The organism is Porphyromonas vaginalis, from assembly GCF_958301595.1.
GTDB lineage: Bacteria > Bacteroidota > Bacteroidia > Bacteroidales > Porphyromonadaceae > Porphyromonas > Porphyromonas vaginalis.
In genome coordinates, this window is the sequence record NZ_CATQJU010000001.1 from 1,782,573 (window position 1) to 1,799,542 (window position 16,970).

Sequence of the window (16,970 nt, forward strand, 5' to 3'; positions counted from 1 at the left end):
GAGAGACTAGAGATCTACTACTAGCGGTAGACGAGCTTGAAGACCTGACATAGCGCGTAGCTCACGCAGCTGATCGATGTAGCGGATCTCGTCTTCGGTAAACCATGAGGTCATCAGCTTCATACGTACAGCTTGTGTCGATGTGCTAAAGAGCTCTTGGAGTACATTGATCGCACGTCTTGAGTAAGTGATATGGTAAGTGTCATATCCAGCTTGCGATGCTGCATAAGCGACAGCATCTTGCAGGCCTCCTAGCTCATCGACGAGGCCTAGCTCCAATGCCTGAGCACCGGTCCATACGCGTCCCTGAGCGATGGAGTCGACCTGATCTCTGGTCATGCCACGTCCCTCGGAGACACGCTTGAGGAAGAGCTCGTAGCCACGATTGACATACTGCTGGAAGAGCGCACGCTCCTCCTCTGTCCATGGACGATCGAGAGCACCTAGGTCAGCGTGCTGAGCCGTCTTGACCACATCTTGGTGTACACCGACCTTGTTAGCGAGCTTGGTCGCATTAGGCACAACGCCAAAGATACCGATAGAGCCCGTTATCGTCGAGGGCTCGGCAAAGATGTAGCTAGCACCCGAAGACATATAGTAACCACCCGAAGCGGCGTAGTCTCCCATTGAGATGACGACAGGCTTGTTTTCGCTAGCCTTATGGACTGCGTACCAGAGCTGCTCGGAGATGAAGCTACTACCACCAGGCGAGTTGACACGTACTACGAGTGCATCGTAGTCGTCGTCTTCGCCCATCTCAAGGATACGCTCAGCAAGTTCGTCGGAGACCACTTTCTTGGTGTTAAAGGGAGAGTCAGCGACCTCGACATTGATCTCGCCCTCAGCAAAGAGGACGCCCACATTAGCTCCTGCCTTACGGTCAGAGCCACGCGTAGCATACACATCGCGTAGAGATACGAAGTGTAGGTCATCTATCTCATCAACCCCTACGAGCGAGCAGAGCGTCTCTAGAGCTTGATCCTGATAAAGTGCTCCATCGATGAGTCCATTAGCTAGGTAAGCGTCTGTAGACTGCACAGACTGCATACTGTCTGCTAGAGCTTGCAGGCGTACACTGTCTAAGCTGCGGCTGGTACCAACCTCGCCCAGGATGCGCCCCCAGATGTCGCCAAGATAAGAGGTGATCTGGGTGCGATTTGCCTCGCTCATACTATTGAGTATGTAGGGCTCGACGGCACTCTTGAAGGTGCCGACCTTAAAGACCATCATCTCCACACCGATCTTGTCTAGCAAGTCCTTGAAGAAGACAGCTCCACCAGCCAATCCATCGAAAGCGATAGAGCCCTCCTTATTAACATAGAGCTGGTCAGCGACAGAGGCGAGGTAGTACCCCTTGAGCGAGTAGAAGTCTGAGTAAGATACGATGAACTTACCCTCCTCTTTGAAGTCCTCTAGAGCACCTCTGAGTGCCTCAGCTGAAGCAAAGCCACAGCCAGGATCTGTCATGTTAAGATAGATCCCCTTGATGCGATCATCATTCTTAGCCTCGTCGATAGCCTCAAGGACGTAAGAGAGAGGCAGATCGCTACTCCCATCGCTCTTGTCCAATCCAAGATCAGACCAGGGGCTTGACACATAAGTGTCTGATATGTGTGCCAGTTCGATCTTGAGTATGCTACCATCCTTGATCTGTCTGGTCTCGCTATTTGCTCCGACGCTCAGAGCCGCTATAAAGCTGATCATAACGATGACCGCTAGAGAAGCAAAGATGACACAACTGACGACGATAGCTAGTAGTGTTGCAAAGAAAGTCTTCCAGAATGAATTCATATAGAGTCTATGTGTAATATATCCATTAGCAAGTGTTAGTGCCACAAAGGTAACAAATAGATATTGAATAAGCTACATTTGCTCCTCCTTTTATAGTAGCAAAGGCACCCTTCTGACGAGGAGTGCCTTTGCTCTTTTAGATGACGGATCTGTGGAAACTTTCGCTTGACGATGCGGTGCGATCCGCTAGCAAATGCGGTAGGTAGAGCTTCGACAGTAGAGGTCTGACCCTTTTTTCAAGAACATATACCTCAGACGAATAGCTGAGCCACGTAGTGGACGATCGGTATCAGTATAGAGGTAAAGACCCCCATGATACCAATAGCCAAGCCTCCGATAGCTCCCTCTAGGGCTCCCATCTGAATGGCGACCGAGGTGCCCACGCCATGCGCTGCAGCACCCAGAGCCAGCCCCTTAGCGATGCGACTCTCTATGCGTAGCCACTTGAATAGAGGAGGTCCTATCACGCCCCCGATGATGCCTGAGATGACCACCACCACAGCAGTCAAGGCGGGTATACCACCCGACTGCTCAGAGAGCGCGATAGCGATAGGGGTCGTGACTGAGCGAGACTCCATCGAGTGTGCTATGGGGGCCCCAGCACCCAGCGCATAAGCTAGACCGACAGCGCTGAGGATGCCAATCAGTGAGCCTACAAAGAGCGAAAACATGATCGAGACAACGCGCCCACGGAGGTACTTAGACTGCTCGTATAGGATGTAGCCCAGTGAGACTACAGAGGGGCCTAGGAGGAAGTCGATCAGCTGGCTTCCCTCCTTATACTCCTCGTACGATGTGTCCGAGAGGTACAGCATTAAGATGAGCAAGCCTATGGTTACGATCAGAGGATGAAAGAGCCCGATCCGCACCTTGCGGTATAGGAGTAAGCTGAGGAAGTAGATCCCTATGGTGAGTGGCAAGCAGTAGATAGGCTTGCTCAGGAGTAGTGTGACGATATCCATCATGCGTTGTCGTTAGGTATTTCCTCTTTATGATGCCGCTCGAAGCGGTGCTGCATACGTCCCACGACCACCAAGACCAGTGCCGTGCTGACTACCATAGAGATCACAATAGCAGCCCAATACTGCTTGATTAGATCCACTTGGGTGATCAGCCCCACACCAGCTGGTACGAAGAAGAGACCCATATTGAGGGTGAGAAACTTAGCGACGCTGTCCACCTTGTCAGGCTTGATCAGCTTCGTCTCTAAGGCTAGAAAGAGGAGTATTAGACCGATCACACTCCCTGGTAGAAAGTGCCCGATCATCATGCCGATCAGTTCACCCACGGCAAAGAAAAAGAGCACCCAAAAGCATTGTACGAGAGACTTCATCTCTATAAAATCATCATTAACTCAAAGATTGGACTGCAAAGGTAGTGAATTAGATGTTAGAGATTAGATGTCAGAGGTTAGAGATTAGATGTCAGAAGTTAGAGATGTGCGTTCCTACAGGACTCGTCACACTATCGTGATGATTTTGTTATGCTTGCGAGTTTCAAGGAGGGAGCTCTGCAATTCCAACGAGGGCAGTCGAAAACATCCACGTGGGGAGTTCAAATTCTCCACGTGGCTACTCTGTTATTGCTAGAATCTAATTCCCTGAGACTACTGAGTTATTCGATAGTCTCTGGTGAGCTGTTATGGGATTAGTACCCGTATCACCTCAGTCTTACCAGTTCCAACAGCTTGTGCGGTGAAGAGTTAGCTACTTTGGCTTGCCACTGTAGTAGTCGTGGATGAGGCGCTTTGCCTCGGCGAGGTCGGCCTCTTCGTTGCCTGTGATGCCTACGCTCTGGGGCGAGGGGATCTGGATCTCGGTGCCGAGGGGGATGTTGTCAGGGTCCTCGATCTGCTCCTTATTGGCTAGGTAGATGTAGATCCAGTACTCACTACGACCTAGATAGCGACGGGCATAACGCGCCAGATAGTCACCATTGCCGAGGGTCACGGTGGTGAGGATCTCCTGCTGAGCAGTGGTGTCGGCTGGTGGTGTGACGCTATCGATGGGTGCGATGGTGTCTATCGTCGGAGTCTCCTCGATGGGTGCTGTGGTGCTGGCTGGTGGCGTGGCGACTGGGCCTTGCGTCCTCTCTTCTCTGCCGAAGACGAAGAACCATAGCAACAGCGCCATCAGTAGGACAGCGACTAGCGGGATGACGATCCAAAGCCACCACCTGCGGGTCGTTCGCTCTACAGGTGCGGACGTGCTCTCTTGTGGCTCCTCTCTTCGATAAGGCGGTGGCGTAGAGACGATGGCTTCAGGCTCGATGCTTTCGCTAGTTGGAGGAGGCGGTGGCGTAGCGACGACGGCTTCAGGCTCGGTACTTTCGCTAGTTGGAGGAGGCGGCGTAGAGACGACGGCTTCAGGCTCGGTGCTTTCGCTAGTGGGAGGAGGCGGTGGCGTAGAGACGACGGCTTCAGGCTCGGTGCTTTCGCTAGTGGGGAAGGGTGGCGGCGTAGTGGGAGTTTCGGCTTGGGGCTGAGGTGTCCAAGCGGGCGGGGTGCTTGTGGATTGAGGTAGGTCTGCGCTCTCGGCGATACGGCTGGAGATGATGGACGGGTAAGCCTGCTCTAGGCTCTCGGCTGGCTGCTCCTTGACATCGGACCAGTGGACGCCCTCCTTGAGCAGCGTGGGGGCAAACATCTCAAAGGGCTTGTTGACCTGCCGGAGCAATTCGTCGCAGGGGGTGAAGGCGTAGCTGCTCTCGCAGCCCTCCTCTTCACCCGCTATGGGCTGTGGGGCGAAGGTGCCTAGTGAAGCCCACTCGAGGGTATGACCTAGTCGCTCGTGCATCTCAAAGAGCTTTGTGACATTGTCGTAGAAGCTTTGGATGGTCTGCGGTATCTGGGTCGCTCCTTTTGCTAGGAGTTCGCCGATCTCCTCGGCAGAGAGCGGTTGCTCTTGGTTGGTGATGCGTGGCGTCACGCGCGGTGGCATCAAGTAGCGCTCGCCACTAGGCAGTAGAGCGATGAAGGCATTGTGGCTCTCGGCGGACCATAAGCCGACGCTGCGCATATAGGTGCTGCTCCCCTGAGTGAGCCGCCCGATAAGTAGCGATGTGAGGTCGCTCCATAGTTGCTGGCAGGTGGTTTGTGCGAGCTGGCTCTGCTCGGCGACCTCGAGGAGCCACTGTTCGGTCGTAATCATAGGATGAGATGCTCTGGGGATGTGGTTGCGATGAGGTCGTACTCCTCAACGCCTGTGATCTCAGCTCGATAAAAGGAGCCGACACGGAGCGGACGGTCCCTGCTGAGTATCACTTCGCCGTCTACCTCGGGAGAGTCGTACTGGGTGCGGCCAACGTAGTAGTCCTCTTCCTCTCGGTCAACGACAACTTCGAGCGTGGTGCCTATCCTACGACTATTGACGCTGGCAGAGATGTTTGCTTGGAGAGACATTAGGGCGTCGTAGCGCTCCTGCTTGACCTCTGGCGGGACATCGTCTTGGTAGTGCTTGTAGGCATAGGTGCCCTCCTCGTGTGAGTATTGGAAAGCTCCGAGTCGCTCGAAGCGCATCTGGCTAACGAAGTCAAGGAGGTCGGCAAAGTCTTCGTCTGTCTCTCCTGGATGACCAACCATCATCGTGGTACGCAGGGCGATGCCGGGCACTTGCTCACGGATACGCTCTAGCAGAGCGACGGTCTCCTCACGGGTTATCTGCCGACGCATCAGCTGAAGCATGTGATTGCTGCTGTGCTGGAGCGCAAGGTCGAGATACTTGCAGATGTTGTCATGCTGTGCCATCACATCTAGCAACGCAAGGGGGAAGTGGTTTGGATAGGCGTAGTGTAGTCTGAGCCAGTGAACGCCTTTTACCTGAGCTAGGCGGTCCAGTAGGGGAGCTATGGCTTGCTTTTGGTAAAGGTCTACACCATAGTAAGTACTATCCTGAGCGATGATCTGAAACTCCCGACATCCGGTGGCGACGCGCCCCTCGACCTCTCGGACTATCTCCTCCATGGGACGGGAGTGATGAGGGCCGGTGATGAGCGGGATGGCGCAGTAAGAGCAGGTGCGGTCACACCCCTCGGAGATCTTGATGTAGCTGTAGTGTCGAGGCGTGACGCTAGGCGGAGGCGTTCGGTAGGATAGTGTCGTGGCACCGTCTGCGCTGAGTGCCGGCCCTAGGTCGGTGATGAGTTGCTTCCAGTCATACTTGCCATAGATCTTGTCCACCTCGGGGAGCTCAGCGGTTAGTTCCTCACGAAAGCGCTCGCCCAGGCAACCCATCACATAAACAGCTCGGATGCGTCCCTCTTTCTTCGCTTCAATGAGGGAGAGGATGAGGTTGATCGACTCCTCCTGAGCTGCCTGTATGAAACCACAGGTGTTGACAACGGCTATCTCACCGGTCAGCTCCTCGGGGTCGTGACGTAGCGTGTAGCCGTACTGAGCGAGCCGATGCATGAGTGCATCGGAGTCGACGAGGTTCTTAGAGCAACCTAGACTGATGACATCTATTTGGTTGGCAATCATCGCAGAGCTGCTACTGGGCTAAAGCTCATCTCCAAAGATGGAGTCGACGAACTCACGCTTGCGAAAGACCTGCAGGTCCTCAATCTTTTCGCCGAGTCCGATATACTTGACAGGTACCTTAAACTGGTCGGAGATACCGATGACGACACCGCCCTTTGCCGTGCCATCGAGCTTCGTGATGGCTAGGGCAGAGACATCGGTTGCTGCGGTAAACTGCTTCGCCTGCTCGAAGGCATTCTGACCCGTAGAGCCATCGAGGACGAGGAGTACTTCGTGAGGCGCATCGGGGACTACCTTCGCCATGACACGCTTGATCTTAGAGAGCTCGTTCATCAGGCTCACCTGGTTGTGTAGACGACCAGCCGTGTCGATGATGACTACGTCAGCGTCCTGCGCCACAGCTGACTGTAGCGTGTCGAAGGCTACCGAAGCGGGATCCGAGCCCATCTGCTGCTTGATGACAGGCACGCCGACACGCTCTCCCCATATCTCTAGCTGCTCGATGGCGGCCGCACGGAAGGTGTCTGCAGCGCCTAGTACGATGCGCTTGCCCTGCTGCTTGAACTGATAGGCGAGCTTGCCGATGGTGGTTGTCTTGCCCACACCGTTGACACCAACGACCATGATGACGTAGGGATGCGCATCTGCGGGGAGTGTGAAGCTCTCCCCATCGGTCGTGCCATTCTCCGCAAGGAGCGCAGCTACTTCGTCACGCAGGATGCTTTTGAGCTCGCTCGTGCCGACATATTTGTCTCGAGCCACACGCTCTTCGATGCGCTTGATGATCTTGAGCGTCGTGTCCACGCCCACATCACTCGTCACGAGGATGTCCTCTAGGTCGTCGAGGATCTCATCATCGACCTTGCTCTTGCCAGCTACGGCACGAGTCAGCTTGTCTACCATTGAGGTCTTGCTCTTTTCCAGACCTGTGTCGAGTGTCTCTTTTTTCTTCTTTGAGAATAGTCCGAATAGTCCCATAGTTGGTCTCTTTCTTCTAAGTTAAATGATTAGTCCATGCGAGACTTGTAGTCCGAATAGTCAAAGCTACGGAGCGTCTCCACGGAGCCGTCGAGATGACGCAGCGCAATGGCGGGATGCTGTACCCCGTTGAACATGTTCGTCTTGACCGTCGTGTAGTGTAGCATATCCTTGAGGACGAGCGTCTCGCCAATCTCCAGCGGATGGTCGAAGGTCCAGTAGCCCATATAGTCGCCGCTCAGACAGCTATTGCCTCCTAGGCGGTAGCTGTGCGTGCCAGGCTCGGGTGTGTCGCACTGTGTCGCCCCCTCCACGACTGGGTGATAAGGCATCTCAAGACAGTCAGGCATGTGGCAGGCGAAGGAGACGTTCATAATAGCCGTCTTGATGCCATCGTTGGTGACAATGTCCACCACCTGAGCGTAGAGGTCGCCCGTCTGCCAAGCGAAAGCACTGCCAGGCTCCATAATAATTCTCAGGTTCGGGTGCCGCTCTCGGAAAGCTCGTAGCAGCGCCACCAGATGCTCCGTATCGTACTCCCGATGCGTCATCAAGTGTCCGCCCCCGAGGTTGAGCCACTGCACCTTGTCTAGGATAAAGCCAAAGCGCTCCTCGAGACGCTCCAGAACTAACTCCAGCTGCTTGTCATCACCTTCGCAAAGGACATGTAGATGCACCCCCTCTAGTCCTGTCAAAGCACCCTCTTGCTCCATCTGTCGAAGCGTCTCGGCACTCACGCCGAAGCGTGTCCCTGGCATGGCGGGGTTGTAGATCTCCGTCTTGACAGGCGAGTAGGCTAAGTTTAGCCGCAGACCGTAAGAGATATGCTCGGCTGCGTAAGGCGATGCGGGCCCGAAGCGCTGCCACTGGGTGGGCGAATTGAGCGTGATATGGCTACTGTAGCGTACGAAGTCCGCTATGTTGTCCTCGCTGTAAGCTGGAGTGTAGGCATGCACGGGTGCTCCCATCTCCTCGTAGCCTAGGCGAGCCTCCCACGGCGAGCTAGCCGTGCTAGCGTGAATGTACTCCTTAAATATAGGGAAGGTACGCCAGAGGGCGTACGCCTTGAAGGCTAAGATAATCTCCACGCCCGACCGCTCTGCTACGGATCGTATCAGCTCGAGGTTACGTCTCAGGAGAGACTCCTCTAGGAGGTAGTAGGGTGTGGTCATCTTGTGGGGTTGCATACGGAGCATAGTACTTAATCTCCTGCAAAGGTACTAAATAGGAAGTGTAGCACCAAAAATCGCAGATTTAACGTATTAAGTTTGTGATATAGCATAAAGTTCGCTACATTTGCATGCCATCAATATAGATTTTTATATGGAAAAGCTGAATCGTATAAAAGAAGTGCTTGATAGTCGGGGCACAACTCAAACTTGGTTAGCCAATCAGTTGGGCTGTCATTTTAGTACTGTAAATGCCTATTGTAGTCAAAGGCTACAGCCGAGTTTGAATACACTCGCTGAAATAGGTAAGATACTGAATGTCGATTTGAAAGACCTGATTACTGACAAAGAAGAACGAGAGACGAACAATTAATGTGTATGGCTAGAACTCATTTTTTCAATAATACAGATGGCAACTCCCTCTTTGCAAAATTGAGGGGCATTGCACAGAATATGCCTAACTTCGACCGATTCCTGGCTGTAGTAGGCTTCTTCCGCTCGTCTGGCTACTTCAAGCTCCGCAAGGAATTAGAAGGTGGCGATGGTAAGGATGTGGAAGAAATCAAGATATTAGTGGGTATCAACATCGATGATATATTCCGCAGGCACAACAAGGCTCTGCTCTTCCTCTCCGACGAGGAGAAAGCCAAGAGTATCTATGAGCAAGACTTTGTGGAGGATATTAAGAATGCTCGTTACACCCCCGAAGTGGAAGAAGGTATCATGACCATGATTCAAGACATAGCTGATGGTCGCCTGCAAATGCGCATTCATGCTTCAAAGAATTTACATGCCAAGTTCTATCTATGCCTACCCAATAACCATAATGAGAATACGGATGGTTGGGTTATCATGGGTTCGTCAAATATCTCTGATTCAGGTCTGGGCTTGACACAACCGCCAAGATATGAGCTGAACGTATCCATGAAGGACTTTGAAGATGTTGACTTTTGCCATGAGGAGTTCAAAAGATTATGGGAAGAAGGTGTGCCATTGACGCTTGATGATATTGATGCCTTCAAAAAGAAAACCTATTTGGGCTATCAGCCAACTCCCTACGAACTGTTCATCAAAGTACTCATCGATGCCTTTGGCGATCAGGTCGAAGATGATTTCACGATTCAACTCCCTGATGGTGTCAAAGATTTGAAGTACCAAAAGGACGCTGTAATACAGGGGTATCAGATGCTTCTCGACCACAACGGATGCTTCCTTGCCGACGTCGTTGGTCTTGGTAAGACAATGATTGCTACTATGATAGCTAAGCGCTACATAGAAGCCAATGGTCGTAATACCAGCATTTTGGTTGTATATCCTCCTGCTCTGGAAGATAACTGGAAGAGCACGTTTAAGTTGTTTGGTATCAAGAAGCACGCCCAATTCATCACCAATGGTAGCTTAAATAAAATCCTTGAGGGGAAAGACCAGTATAAGGATAAGGAAGAATTTGACCTTATTATCGTGGACGAAGCGCACGGCTTCCGTAGCGATAGCGCCAACAAATATGACGAACTACAGAAAATCTGCAAGTCGCCTTGCTGTAACCCAGGCTTGCTGCGCAGCACTCAGAAACGAGTGATGCTGCTTTCTGCTACCCCTTTGAACAATCGTCCTGAGGACTTGCTCAATCAGCTCCTGCTGTTTCAGAATAGCCAAACTTGCACGATTGATGGTGTGCCCAACTTGAAGGCATTCTTCACTCCCATTATCACGGACTACAAGAAGCTGATGAAGGAGCGTGAGACACGCAATGTGACGGATGATGTGGATAAACTCTATGACAATATTCGTAAGAAGGTGATTGATAAGGTAACTGTACGTCGTACACGTAACAACATCCTGAACGACCCTGATTATTGCAACGATATTCAGGAACAGGGCATTGTATTCCCTAACATTTTTCCTCCCGTACCTTTGGAATACAAGATGGATGAAGACACCAGCAAACGTTTCTTTGAAACACTGGCTACGCTTTCGGACGAAGAAAACCCTGAGCACCTTGAATACGCTCGTTATCGTGCCATTGAGTTCTTGAAGCCCGAACTTCGAGGCCAATTTGGTAATGCGGTTCATGTAGCCCAGACATTGGCAGCCATCTATCGTGTTCACATGGTGAAACGACTGGAAAGCTCTTTCTATGCCTTCAAGAAATCATTGGCCACACTGCTGCGCATCACGCAGGATATGATCAAGATGTTCGAGGAAGACAAGGTCGTCATTGCCCCTAAACTCAACGTCAAAGACTTGATGATGAAGGATGTGGAACTGGACGAAATTATTGAATTTGCTATTAGTAAGGGATATAATGAAAGTGAGTTCCTCTTCAAAGCAGATGATTTCGACCCCTCATTCCGAGAAATGCTTGAGAATGATGTCAAACTCCTGAAGGTGTTGAATGAAGACTGGGCAAAAGAAAACGAAGACCCTAAGTTCGACGAGTTTAAAGCACATCTGATGCCAGACTTTTTGGATAAAGATAAAAACCCTGAAGAGAAACTGGTCATCTTCTCTGAAAGTGTAGATACCCTGACCTATCTTTACGGTCGATTGACCGAAGAGCTGGGGCGCAATGACGTACTGATGGTAACGGCTAAGAACCGTAACGACATGAAGGAGCGCATCAAACATAACTTTGATGCCAACGACAGCACAGATAGTCGTGAATACAATATCATCATCACGTCGGATGTATTGGCCGAAGGAGTCAACTTGCACCGTTCCAATGTTATCATCAACTACGATTCACCTTGGAATGCCACCAGACTGATGCAGCGTATTGGCCGTGTGAACCGTATCGGATCGAAAGCAGAGAACATCTACAACTACATGTTCTACCCGTCAAAACAGGGTGACCATGAGATTCAGCTATATGCCAATGCTTTGGTGAAGCTGCAAGGTTTCCATTCTGCCTTTGGCGAAGATGCTCAGATTTATTCTAAGGAAGAAATCGTTAGGCAGTTTGAAATCTTTGACAGCAAGGTAAAAGACTCAGTAGATAAGAAGATTGCCCTGCTGCGTGAGGTGCGTGAACTGTATAATAGCGACCGAAAACTCTACCACAAGATTAAGGCACTTCCCATGAAGAGCCGTGTACTTCGAGACAACAAGAAACGTGCAGGCCAGACCATTGTCTTTGTGTCATCCAACGTCAAGACTGAGTTCTATCTTGCAGAAGAAAACGACGTGCATATCATCGACTTCTTGGATGCCGTGGATTATCTCAGGGCCAAACCCGAAGAGAAGGCATTGCCCTTCACGAACGAAGAAGCACATTATAAGAATGTCAATAAGGCTTTGGAGAAGTATGTGCGCGATTTTGTGGAGGTGGCAGACACCAATACAGTTGTTCGCACCGACCTTGACAAGGTCTCGTTGGAAGCCAATAACTTCCTGCGCACTGTGAAGCAGATTTCTCAGGATGCTACTCTCAAGAAGCATTGCGATACACTCATGGCTTTTGTAACAGCCGGTGTCTATCAGAAGTTACCGAGATACATCCGTGAATTGGCACGTGAGTATAAAAACGATAGGGCGAAAATGAAGCAAGACGAATTTGTTTTGCAATCAAAACTCGATACTTTGGTGTCTGAGTATAACACGCAAGACAAGTACAAAGAAGGCAACCAAGTGGCCATCGGTGACCCTCAAATTATTATTTCTGAATCTTTTATCTGATTGAAATATGAACTATTCAAAAGAAGATTTCAGAGCTTTATTTCAGGCAAAGTTCGACTATAACAAGTGGTTTGCTATGCTGAGGGATTTCTTCAAGGCTGACGAACTGCGTACTACGGCAGAGCCTATTTCCGACCCTGCCGACTGTGATAAGGGTTGCTACATTGGTGCCATCAATACCAGTGATAGCTATCGGATTGGTCTGTTCTATTACGAAATAGGTCATAGCAATGTGGCTCGTAAAAAGGTAGGCCTGCGCAATCTTGTGCGTACTTTCATCAATTCCAAGTGGGGGCAATTTGATGCCGCCCTTGCTGTCTTCTCCGATGGCAAGCACTGGCGCTTGTCTTTAATCAGCGATATTAAAGGCGAAGCTACAGCAGTCAAGCGCTATACCTTTGTCTTCGGTGAGAAGGACAACCTGTACCGTACTGCTATCGAGCGATTTGCACTCATCCGTTCAGAAGGACCATCTTTTGAGGTATTGAAAAAAGCATTCTCTGTTGAAGCACTCACCGAGGAGTTCTTTGGCTTGTACAAAGAGCACTATGAGCGTTTTTGTGACTTCATTTATCAGAATGCAGATGATAGACGTTATTTCGGTCCTGAGTTTGCTCAGTGGAATAGCAATGAGGACAGCCAAAAGTACATCCGCGACTACGTAAAGAATTTGATGGGACGCATTGTGTTCCTACAGTTCCTTCAAAAGAAGGGCTGGATGGGTGTGCCTACCGATAGAAATGATTGGGCAGGCGGTGACCCTTACTTCATGCAGCATCTTTACGACTATGCCACCGAAGCGCAGAAGGAAGACTTCTTGGATCAAGTACTCGAACCCTTGTTCTTTAATTGCCTCAATGTGCTCCGCCCTAATGATGTATTCGACACCAACGTCAATGGTATCGGCACTGTCAAGGTACCCTATCTAAATGGTGAACTCTTTGAACAAAAGGAGGAGGATAAGGCGCAGTCAAAGTTCCCCAAAAAGTACTTCCACGACCTGCTGAACCTCTTCTTGCAGTACAACTTCACCATCGACGAAAACGACCCCAATGATGCGGAAATCGGCGTTGACCCTGAAATGTTGGGCAAGATTTTCGAGAACCTTTTGGAGGACAACAAAGATAAGGGCGCATTCTATACGCCCAAGGAGATTGTGCGCTATATGTGCAAGGAGAGCTTGATCTCTTATCTTTGCTCGAATAATGGCGTGGAGCATGCCGACTCCATTAAGACGTTGGTCAACAACCACCAGCTGACGGACAAACTTCAAGAGGATGTCCAGACCTGCGAGTGCCTGAACAAGCATTTGCGCAACGTGAAGGTGTGTGACCCTGCCATCGGTTCGGGCGCCTTCCCTATGGGCTTGATGAATGAAATATTTGCTTGTCGCAGTGTGCTGCATGAGAATATTGAGGAAACCGACGAAGAAACGAGTGGTCAAATCAAGCGTGAGATTATTCAGAATAATATCTACGGTGTGGATATTGAGCAAGGTGCTGTAGATATTGCTCGCCTGCGCTTCTGGTTGGCACTTGTGGTGGACTCTGTAAAGCCGGAACCGCTGCCTAACTTGGACTATAAGATTATGCAGGGTAACTCGTTGGTTGAGAGCTACAAGGGGTTAGACCTTTCCAATCTACTTCATAACAATTCTTTATTTGTTGCACCCAAAGCGGAAGAGCTTGGCAAGTATATGAAGAGGTATTTCCGAGCCACTGACAACGAGGAAAAACGTCAACTTCGTGAAAATATAGACTTTGCCGTAAAGCAGTGCATTGATGCGGCTGGTATTAAGGATACTGTAGAGCTTCCTAATACTGATTTCTTCTTGTGGCATACCTATTTTCATGATGTGTTTAAGGAGGGAGGCTTTGATATAGTTATCGGGAATCCGCCGTATCTACGCATACAGGGTATCCGAAAGAGTGATTCTGCTTTTGCTGACCTTCTAGGTCAAACCTTTACGTCTGCAACTGGTTCCTTTGATCTTTATGTTTGTTTTGCAGAACAGGCTCTTAATATGATTCAACAAAAAGGAGTGGTCAATTTCATTATGCCTGTAAAATGGACCAATGCAGCCTTTGGCAAAGGCTTGCGTAAAGTGGTTGCATCACGCAAGGCTATGTCGCGCATTATTAACTTCTCTGAATATCAAGTATTCAATGCTTCCACCTATACAGGATTACAATGGTTTATTCCCGAGAGTGAGCACTTGGATTACAACGAGCTGAAATCAGACCTCAAGACTAATGATGAACTGAACACGTATCTGCAAGGGTTAAATGATTTCGGACAAATAGACGCATCAAGTCTAACATCCGATGCATGGGTGCTTACACAAGGTGCTATAACGGCTGTACTTCAAAAGCTAAATGAACAACCAAGGCGAGTGAGCGATGTGTTTTCAAAGATATTCCAAGGTCTTGCAACTAGCAAGGATCCCGTCTATTTCCTTAATCATTGTCGAGAAGAGAATGATATCGTTTATGGATGGTCTGCTGAACTAGACAAGGAGGTAGCTGTGGAGAAAGGCATAGTACGTCCTTTGCTAAAAGGCGATGATGTACATCGCTATGATGATATTAAGACGGAGAGAGTGGTGATTTTTCCGTATGAAAGGAAGCCAGATTCTAAGGTCGTTTTAATGAAAGAAGACTATTTATCTCAAGACTTCCCTAAGGCATACTCTTACTTAAAAGAATGCGAAGATGTTCTTAAAGCTAGAGAGCACGGTAGATTCGATATCAAAGGAGAATGGTTCCAATTTGGAAGGAAACAAGGTATGGATGCAGCAGATAATGAGAAGTTAGTAGCACCTGATATATCAATGGGTGGTAATTTTGCATATGATGTAAATGGACAATTCTATCAAACAACCACCATTTATGGATACCTCAGAAAAGAAGGTGTCAAAGATAGCTACAAATTTTTGTTGGCTTTGCTCAATTCAACACTCTGTTGGCGTTTTTTGGTAAACACTGGTACGGTATTGGCTAATGGATATTTCAGATATAAACCTGACTATATCAAGCCTTTCCCTATTCCTGCTTACGAGGCAGTGCAAAATATTGAGAGTAGAATCACAACGCTCGTAGACAACATCCTATACTCCAAGCGTCTCGACCCCTCTGCCGACACTACTGCCGACGAGCAAGAAATCGACCGCTTGGTATATCATCTTTACGGTCTCACCTACGATGAAGTGAAGATAGTAGATCCCGAAACTCCGATAACAGAAGAAGAATACACTAAGGAGGCCTAATCTATCGACTTTATCCAATTGCGTCCACACTGCGGACGCAATTCATCCTATCTTCGAAATATCAACTCTATCTTCCCTCTTCGGAGGAATTAATCCGAGAGATTGACGAGGTGAGAAAACTATCTAATTCCCGCATTGAAGAAGACAAACTTTAGAAATTATGAGCCGATTAGACGACCTATATAAAGCCATGGAGACCCTTCGCAAAGAAGGGCTTCCTGTACACGATGACCTTGAACAAAAGGCCAGCGAACTTGAAGAAGAAATCATCAAGAAAGAGATTCTTCCCGTATTGACCAAGACCATTGAACCAGCACTGCAACCAGTGCAGCGTGAATTGGTGTTGGTGGTAGATTATGTGCCCGGGCAGCCACTCAGTGTTCACCTTAGTCGTAAGCGTAACTTCACAGCAGAGCTGGATGATGCCAAAGAAATTGTACTCGACCCTGAGGTTTCACACTCCAGTCATGAGCAAAAAGCTACAGATGATAAGATAGAGCGTGGCCCGACTCGCGACCTTTCTGTCATCTTCCCCGATGGCACCGAAATAGCAGAAAAGACCGCTGTGGAAACGCTCGTGAAAGTAGTCAAGAAAATTGGTGTAGCCGAAGTTCGTAAAGTGGTGGAGGATTATAACTTGAAATTCTGCAAGGTTCCTGTCATCTCTAACAGAAGGGATGAAAAGTATGGCAAAAGCCAAAAGGACTTGGGTGGTGGTTGGCTACTTATTACGCATAGCAACAACCCAATGAAGAAAGCGTTTCTTGATAAGGTTTCTCAAGTTCTACATTTGGGACTTATAGTAAAGTTAGCCGAGAATAGAGTATCATGAATGAATATACGAAACACCCCGACCTCGCTCAGGGCTGACGCATTATATAGAATGAGCCCATCGACTTCTCTATTCTTCAATTGTCGTGACGTGTAGCTCCTGACAGAGTGATTATAAGGCGCAGCCCTGGCGGTGAAAACTCAACTTCACCTCGTTACAATAATTTAGAGCCGACTACATATCGAAACGGCACCGTGTCGGTGAAAAGTGATTTCCACGTGGATATTTCAAAATCTCCACGTGGAGAATGAAAAATTCCTCGGAGGAATGAAATGAAACTTCGGAGGAATGAAATGAAACTTCGGAAGAAATGAATCACGCCCACGTGGAAAATAAAAAACATCCACGTGGAGATTTGAGATTCCCCACGTGGATATTCGAGAAAGGAGGGGATCGGACGAATTTCCCCGTAAAGATATGTAAATAGAGATTAGAGGTTAGAAGTTAGAGATTAGAGATCGGAGAGATTAGAGGGCAGGGGGGGACACATTATTATATATAGAGAGATCATCTATCCCTCGCTTGTCGCTCATGTGTAGCTACTAAAAGAGTGATTATAACGCGTCAGCCCTGCGACCTCGCTCCTGATGACTATGACGATAGGTGGCTTTTTTGTACCTTTGCGACTGATTCAAGAGGAGAGGTGCAATTCCTTACCGGTGGTATAGTCCACAACTCCCATAGCGGGACTGATATGGTGTAACTCCATAACCGACGGTGATAGTCCGGATGGTATTCGAATCAAGATGCCACTGACCCTATCGGGGCTTCGGCTCTACAGGT

11 protein-coding genes and 1 riboswitch are annotated in these 16,970 nt (G+C 49.2%); of the genes, 4 read left to right on the top strand and 7 right to left on the bottom strand.

Annotated features, from left to right (window positions below; all coding sequences use genetic code 11):
* Positions 1–6 precede the first annotated feature (6 nt).
* From sppA to nspC, 7 genes are all read right to left on the bottom strand, one after another.
* A complete protein-coding gene (gene sppA / locus Q2J34_RS06870) occupies positions 7–1,791 on the bottom strand; it encodes a signal peptide peptidase SppA (protein WP_300969655.1) in 1,785 nt (594 codons plus the stop codon).
* Positions 1,792–2,042: 251 nt separating this feature from the next.
* Positions 2,043–2,756, bottom strand: a complete 714-nt coding sequence (locus Q2J34_RS06875) for an LrgB family protein (RefSeq protein ID WP_300969657.1) — start codon at positions 2,754–2,756, stop codon at positions 2,043–2,045.
* Positions 2,753–3,124 (bottom strand): CidA/LrgA family protein, encoded by a 372-nt coding sequence (locus Q2J34_RS06880; protein WP_296928007.1) that lies wholly within the window; start codon positions 3,122–3,124, stop codon positions 2,753–2,755. The genes Q2J34_RS06875 and Q2J34_RS06880 overlap by 4 nt, the downstream gene beginning before the upstream one ends.
* Positions 3,125–3,497: 373 nt before the next feature.
* Positions 3,498–4,940, bottom strand: coding sequence for a LysM peptidoglycan-binding domain-containing protein (locus tag Q2J34_RS06885; RefSeq protein ID WP_300969659.1), 1,443 nt, complete (start codon positions 4,938–4,940; stop codon positions 3,498–3,500).
* Positions 4,937–6,268: a 30S ribosomal protein S12 methylthiotransferase RimO gene (gene rimO, locus Q2J34_RS06890; protein WP_300969660.1), complete on the bottom strand. Its 1,332-nt coding sequence runs from the start codon at positions 6,266–6,268 to the stop codon at positions 4,937–4,939. Before rimO ends, Q2J34_RS06885 begins: the two co-directional genes overlap by 4 nt.
* A gap of 18 nt (positions 6,269–6,286) precedes the next feature.
* Positions 6,287–7,246 (bottom strand): signal recognition particle-docking protein FtsY, encoded by a 960-nt coding sequence (gene ftsY / locus Q2J34_RS06895; RefSeq protein WP_298542250.1) that lies wholly within the window; start codon positions 7,244–7,246, stop codon positions 6,287–6,289.
* 29 nt (positions 7,247–7,275) lie between these two features.
* Positions 7,276–8,442, bottom strand: a complete 1,167-nt coding sequence (gene nspC / locus Q2J34_RS06900; protein WP_300969661.1) for a carboxynorspermidine decarboxylase — start codon at positions 8,440–8,442, stop codon at positions 7,276–7,278.
* A 127-nt stretch (positions 8,443–8,569) separates the two neighbouring features.
* Here nspC and Q2J34_RS06905 point away from each other — a divergent pair, with 127 nt between their 5' ends.
* From Q2J34_RS06905 to Q2J34_RS06920, 4 genes are all read left to right on the top strand, one after another.
* Positions 8,570–8,788: a helix-turn-helix domain-containing protein gene (locus Q2J34_RS06905; protein WP_300969662.1), complete on the top strand. Its 219-nt coding sequence runs from the start codon at positions 8,570–8,572 to the stop codon at positions 8,786–8,788.
* Positions 8,789–8,868: 80 nt separating this feature from the next.
* Positions 8,869–12,090 (top strand): helicase-related protein, encoded by a 3,222-nt coding sequence (locus tag Q2J34_RS06910; RefSeq protein WP_300969664.1) that lies wholly within the window; start codon positions 8,869–8,871, stop codon positions 12,088–12,090.
* Positions 12,091–12,097: 7 nt separating this feature from the next.
* Positions 12,098–15,355, top strand: a complete 3,258-nt coding sequence (locus Q2J34_RS06915) for an Eco57I restriction-modification methylase domain-containing protein (protein ID WP_300969666.1) — start codon at positions 12,098–12,100, stop codon at positions 15,353–15,355.
* A 160-nt stretch (positions 15,356–15,515) separates the two neighbouring features.
* The gene (locus Q2J34_RS06920; protein WP_300969668.1) at positions 15,516–16,187 is read left to right on the top strand and encodes a protein kinase family protein; all 672 of its coding nucleotides are present in this window, start codon (positions 15,516–15,518) and stop codon (positions 16,185–16,187) included.
* A 625-nt stretch (positions 16,188–16,812) separates the two neighbouring features.
* Positions 16,813–16,933: riboswitch (FMN riboswitch) on the top strand.
* The last annotated feature ends 37 nt before the right edge of the window (positions 16,934–16,970 follow it).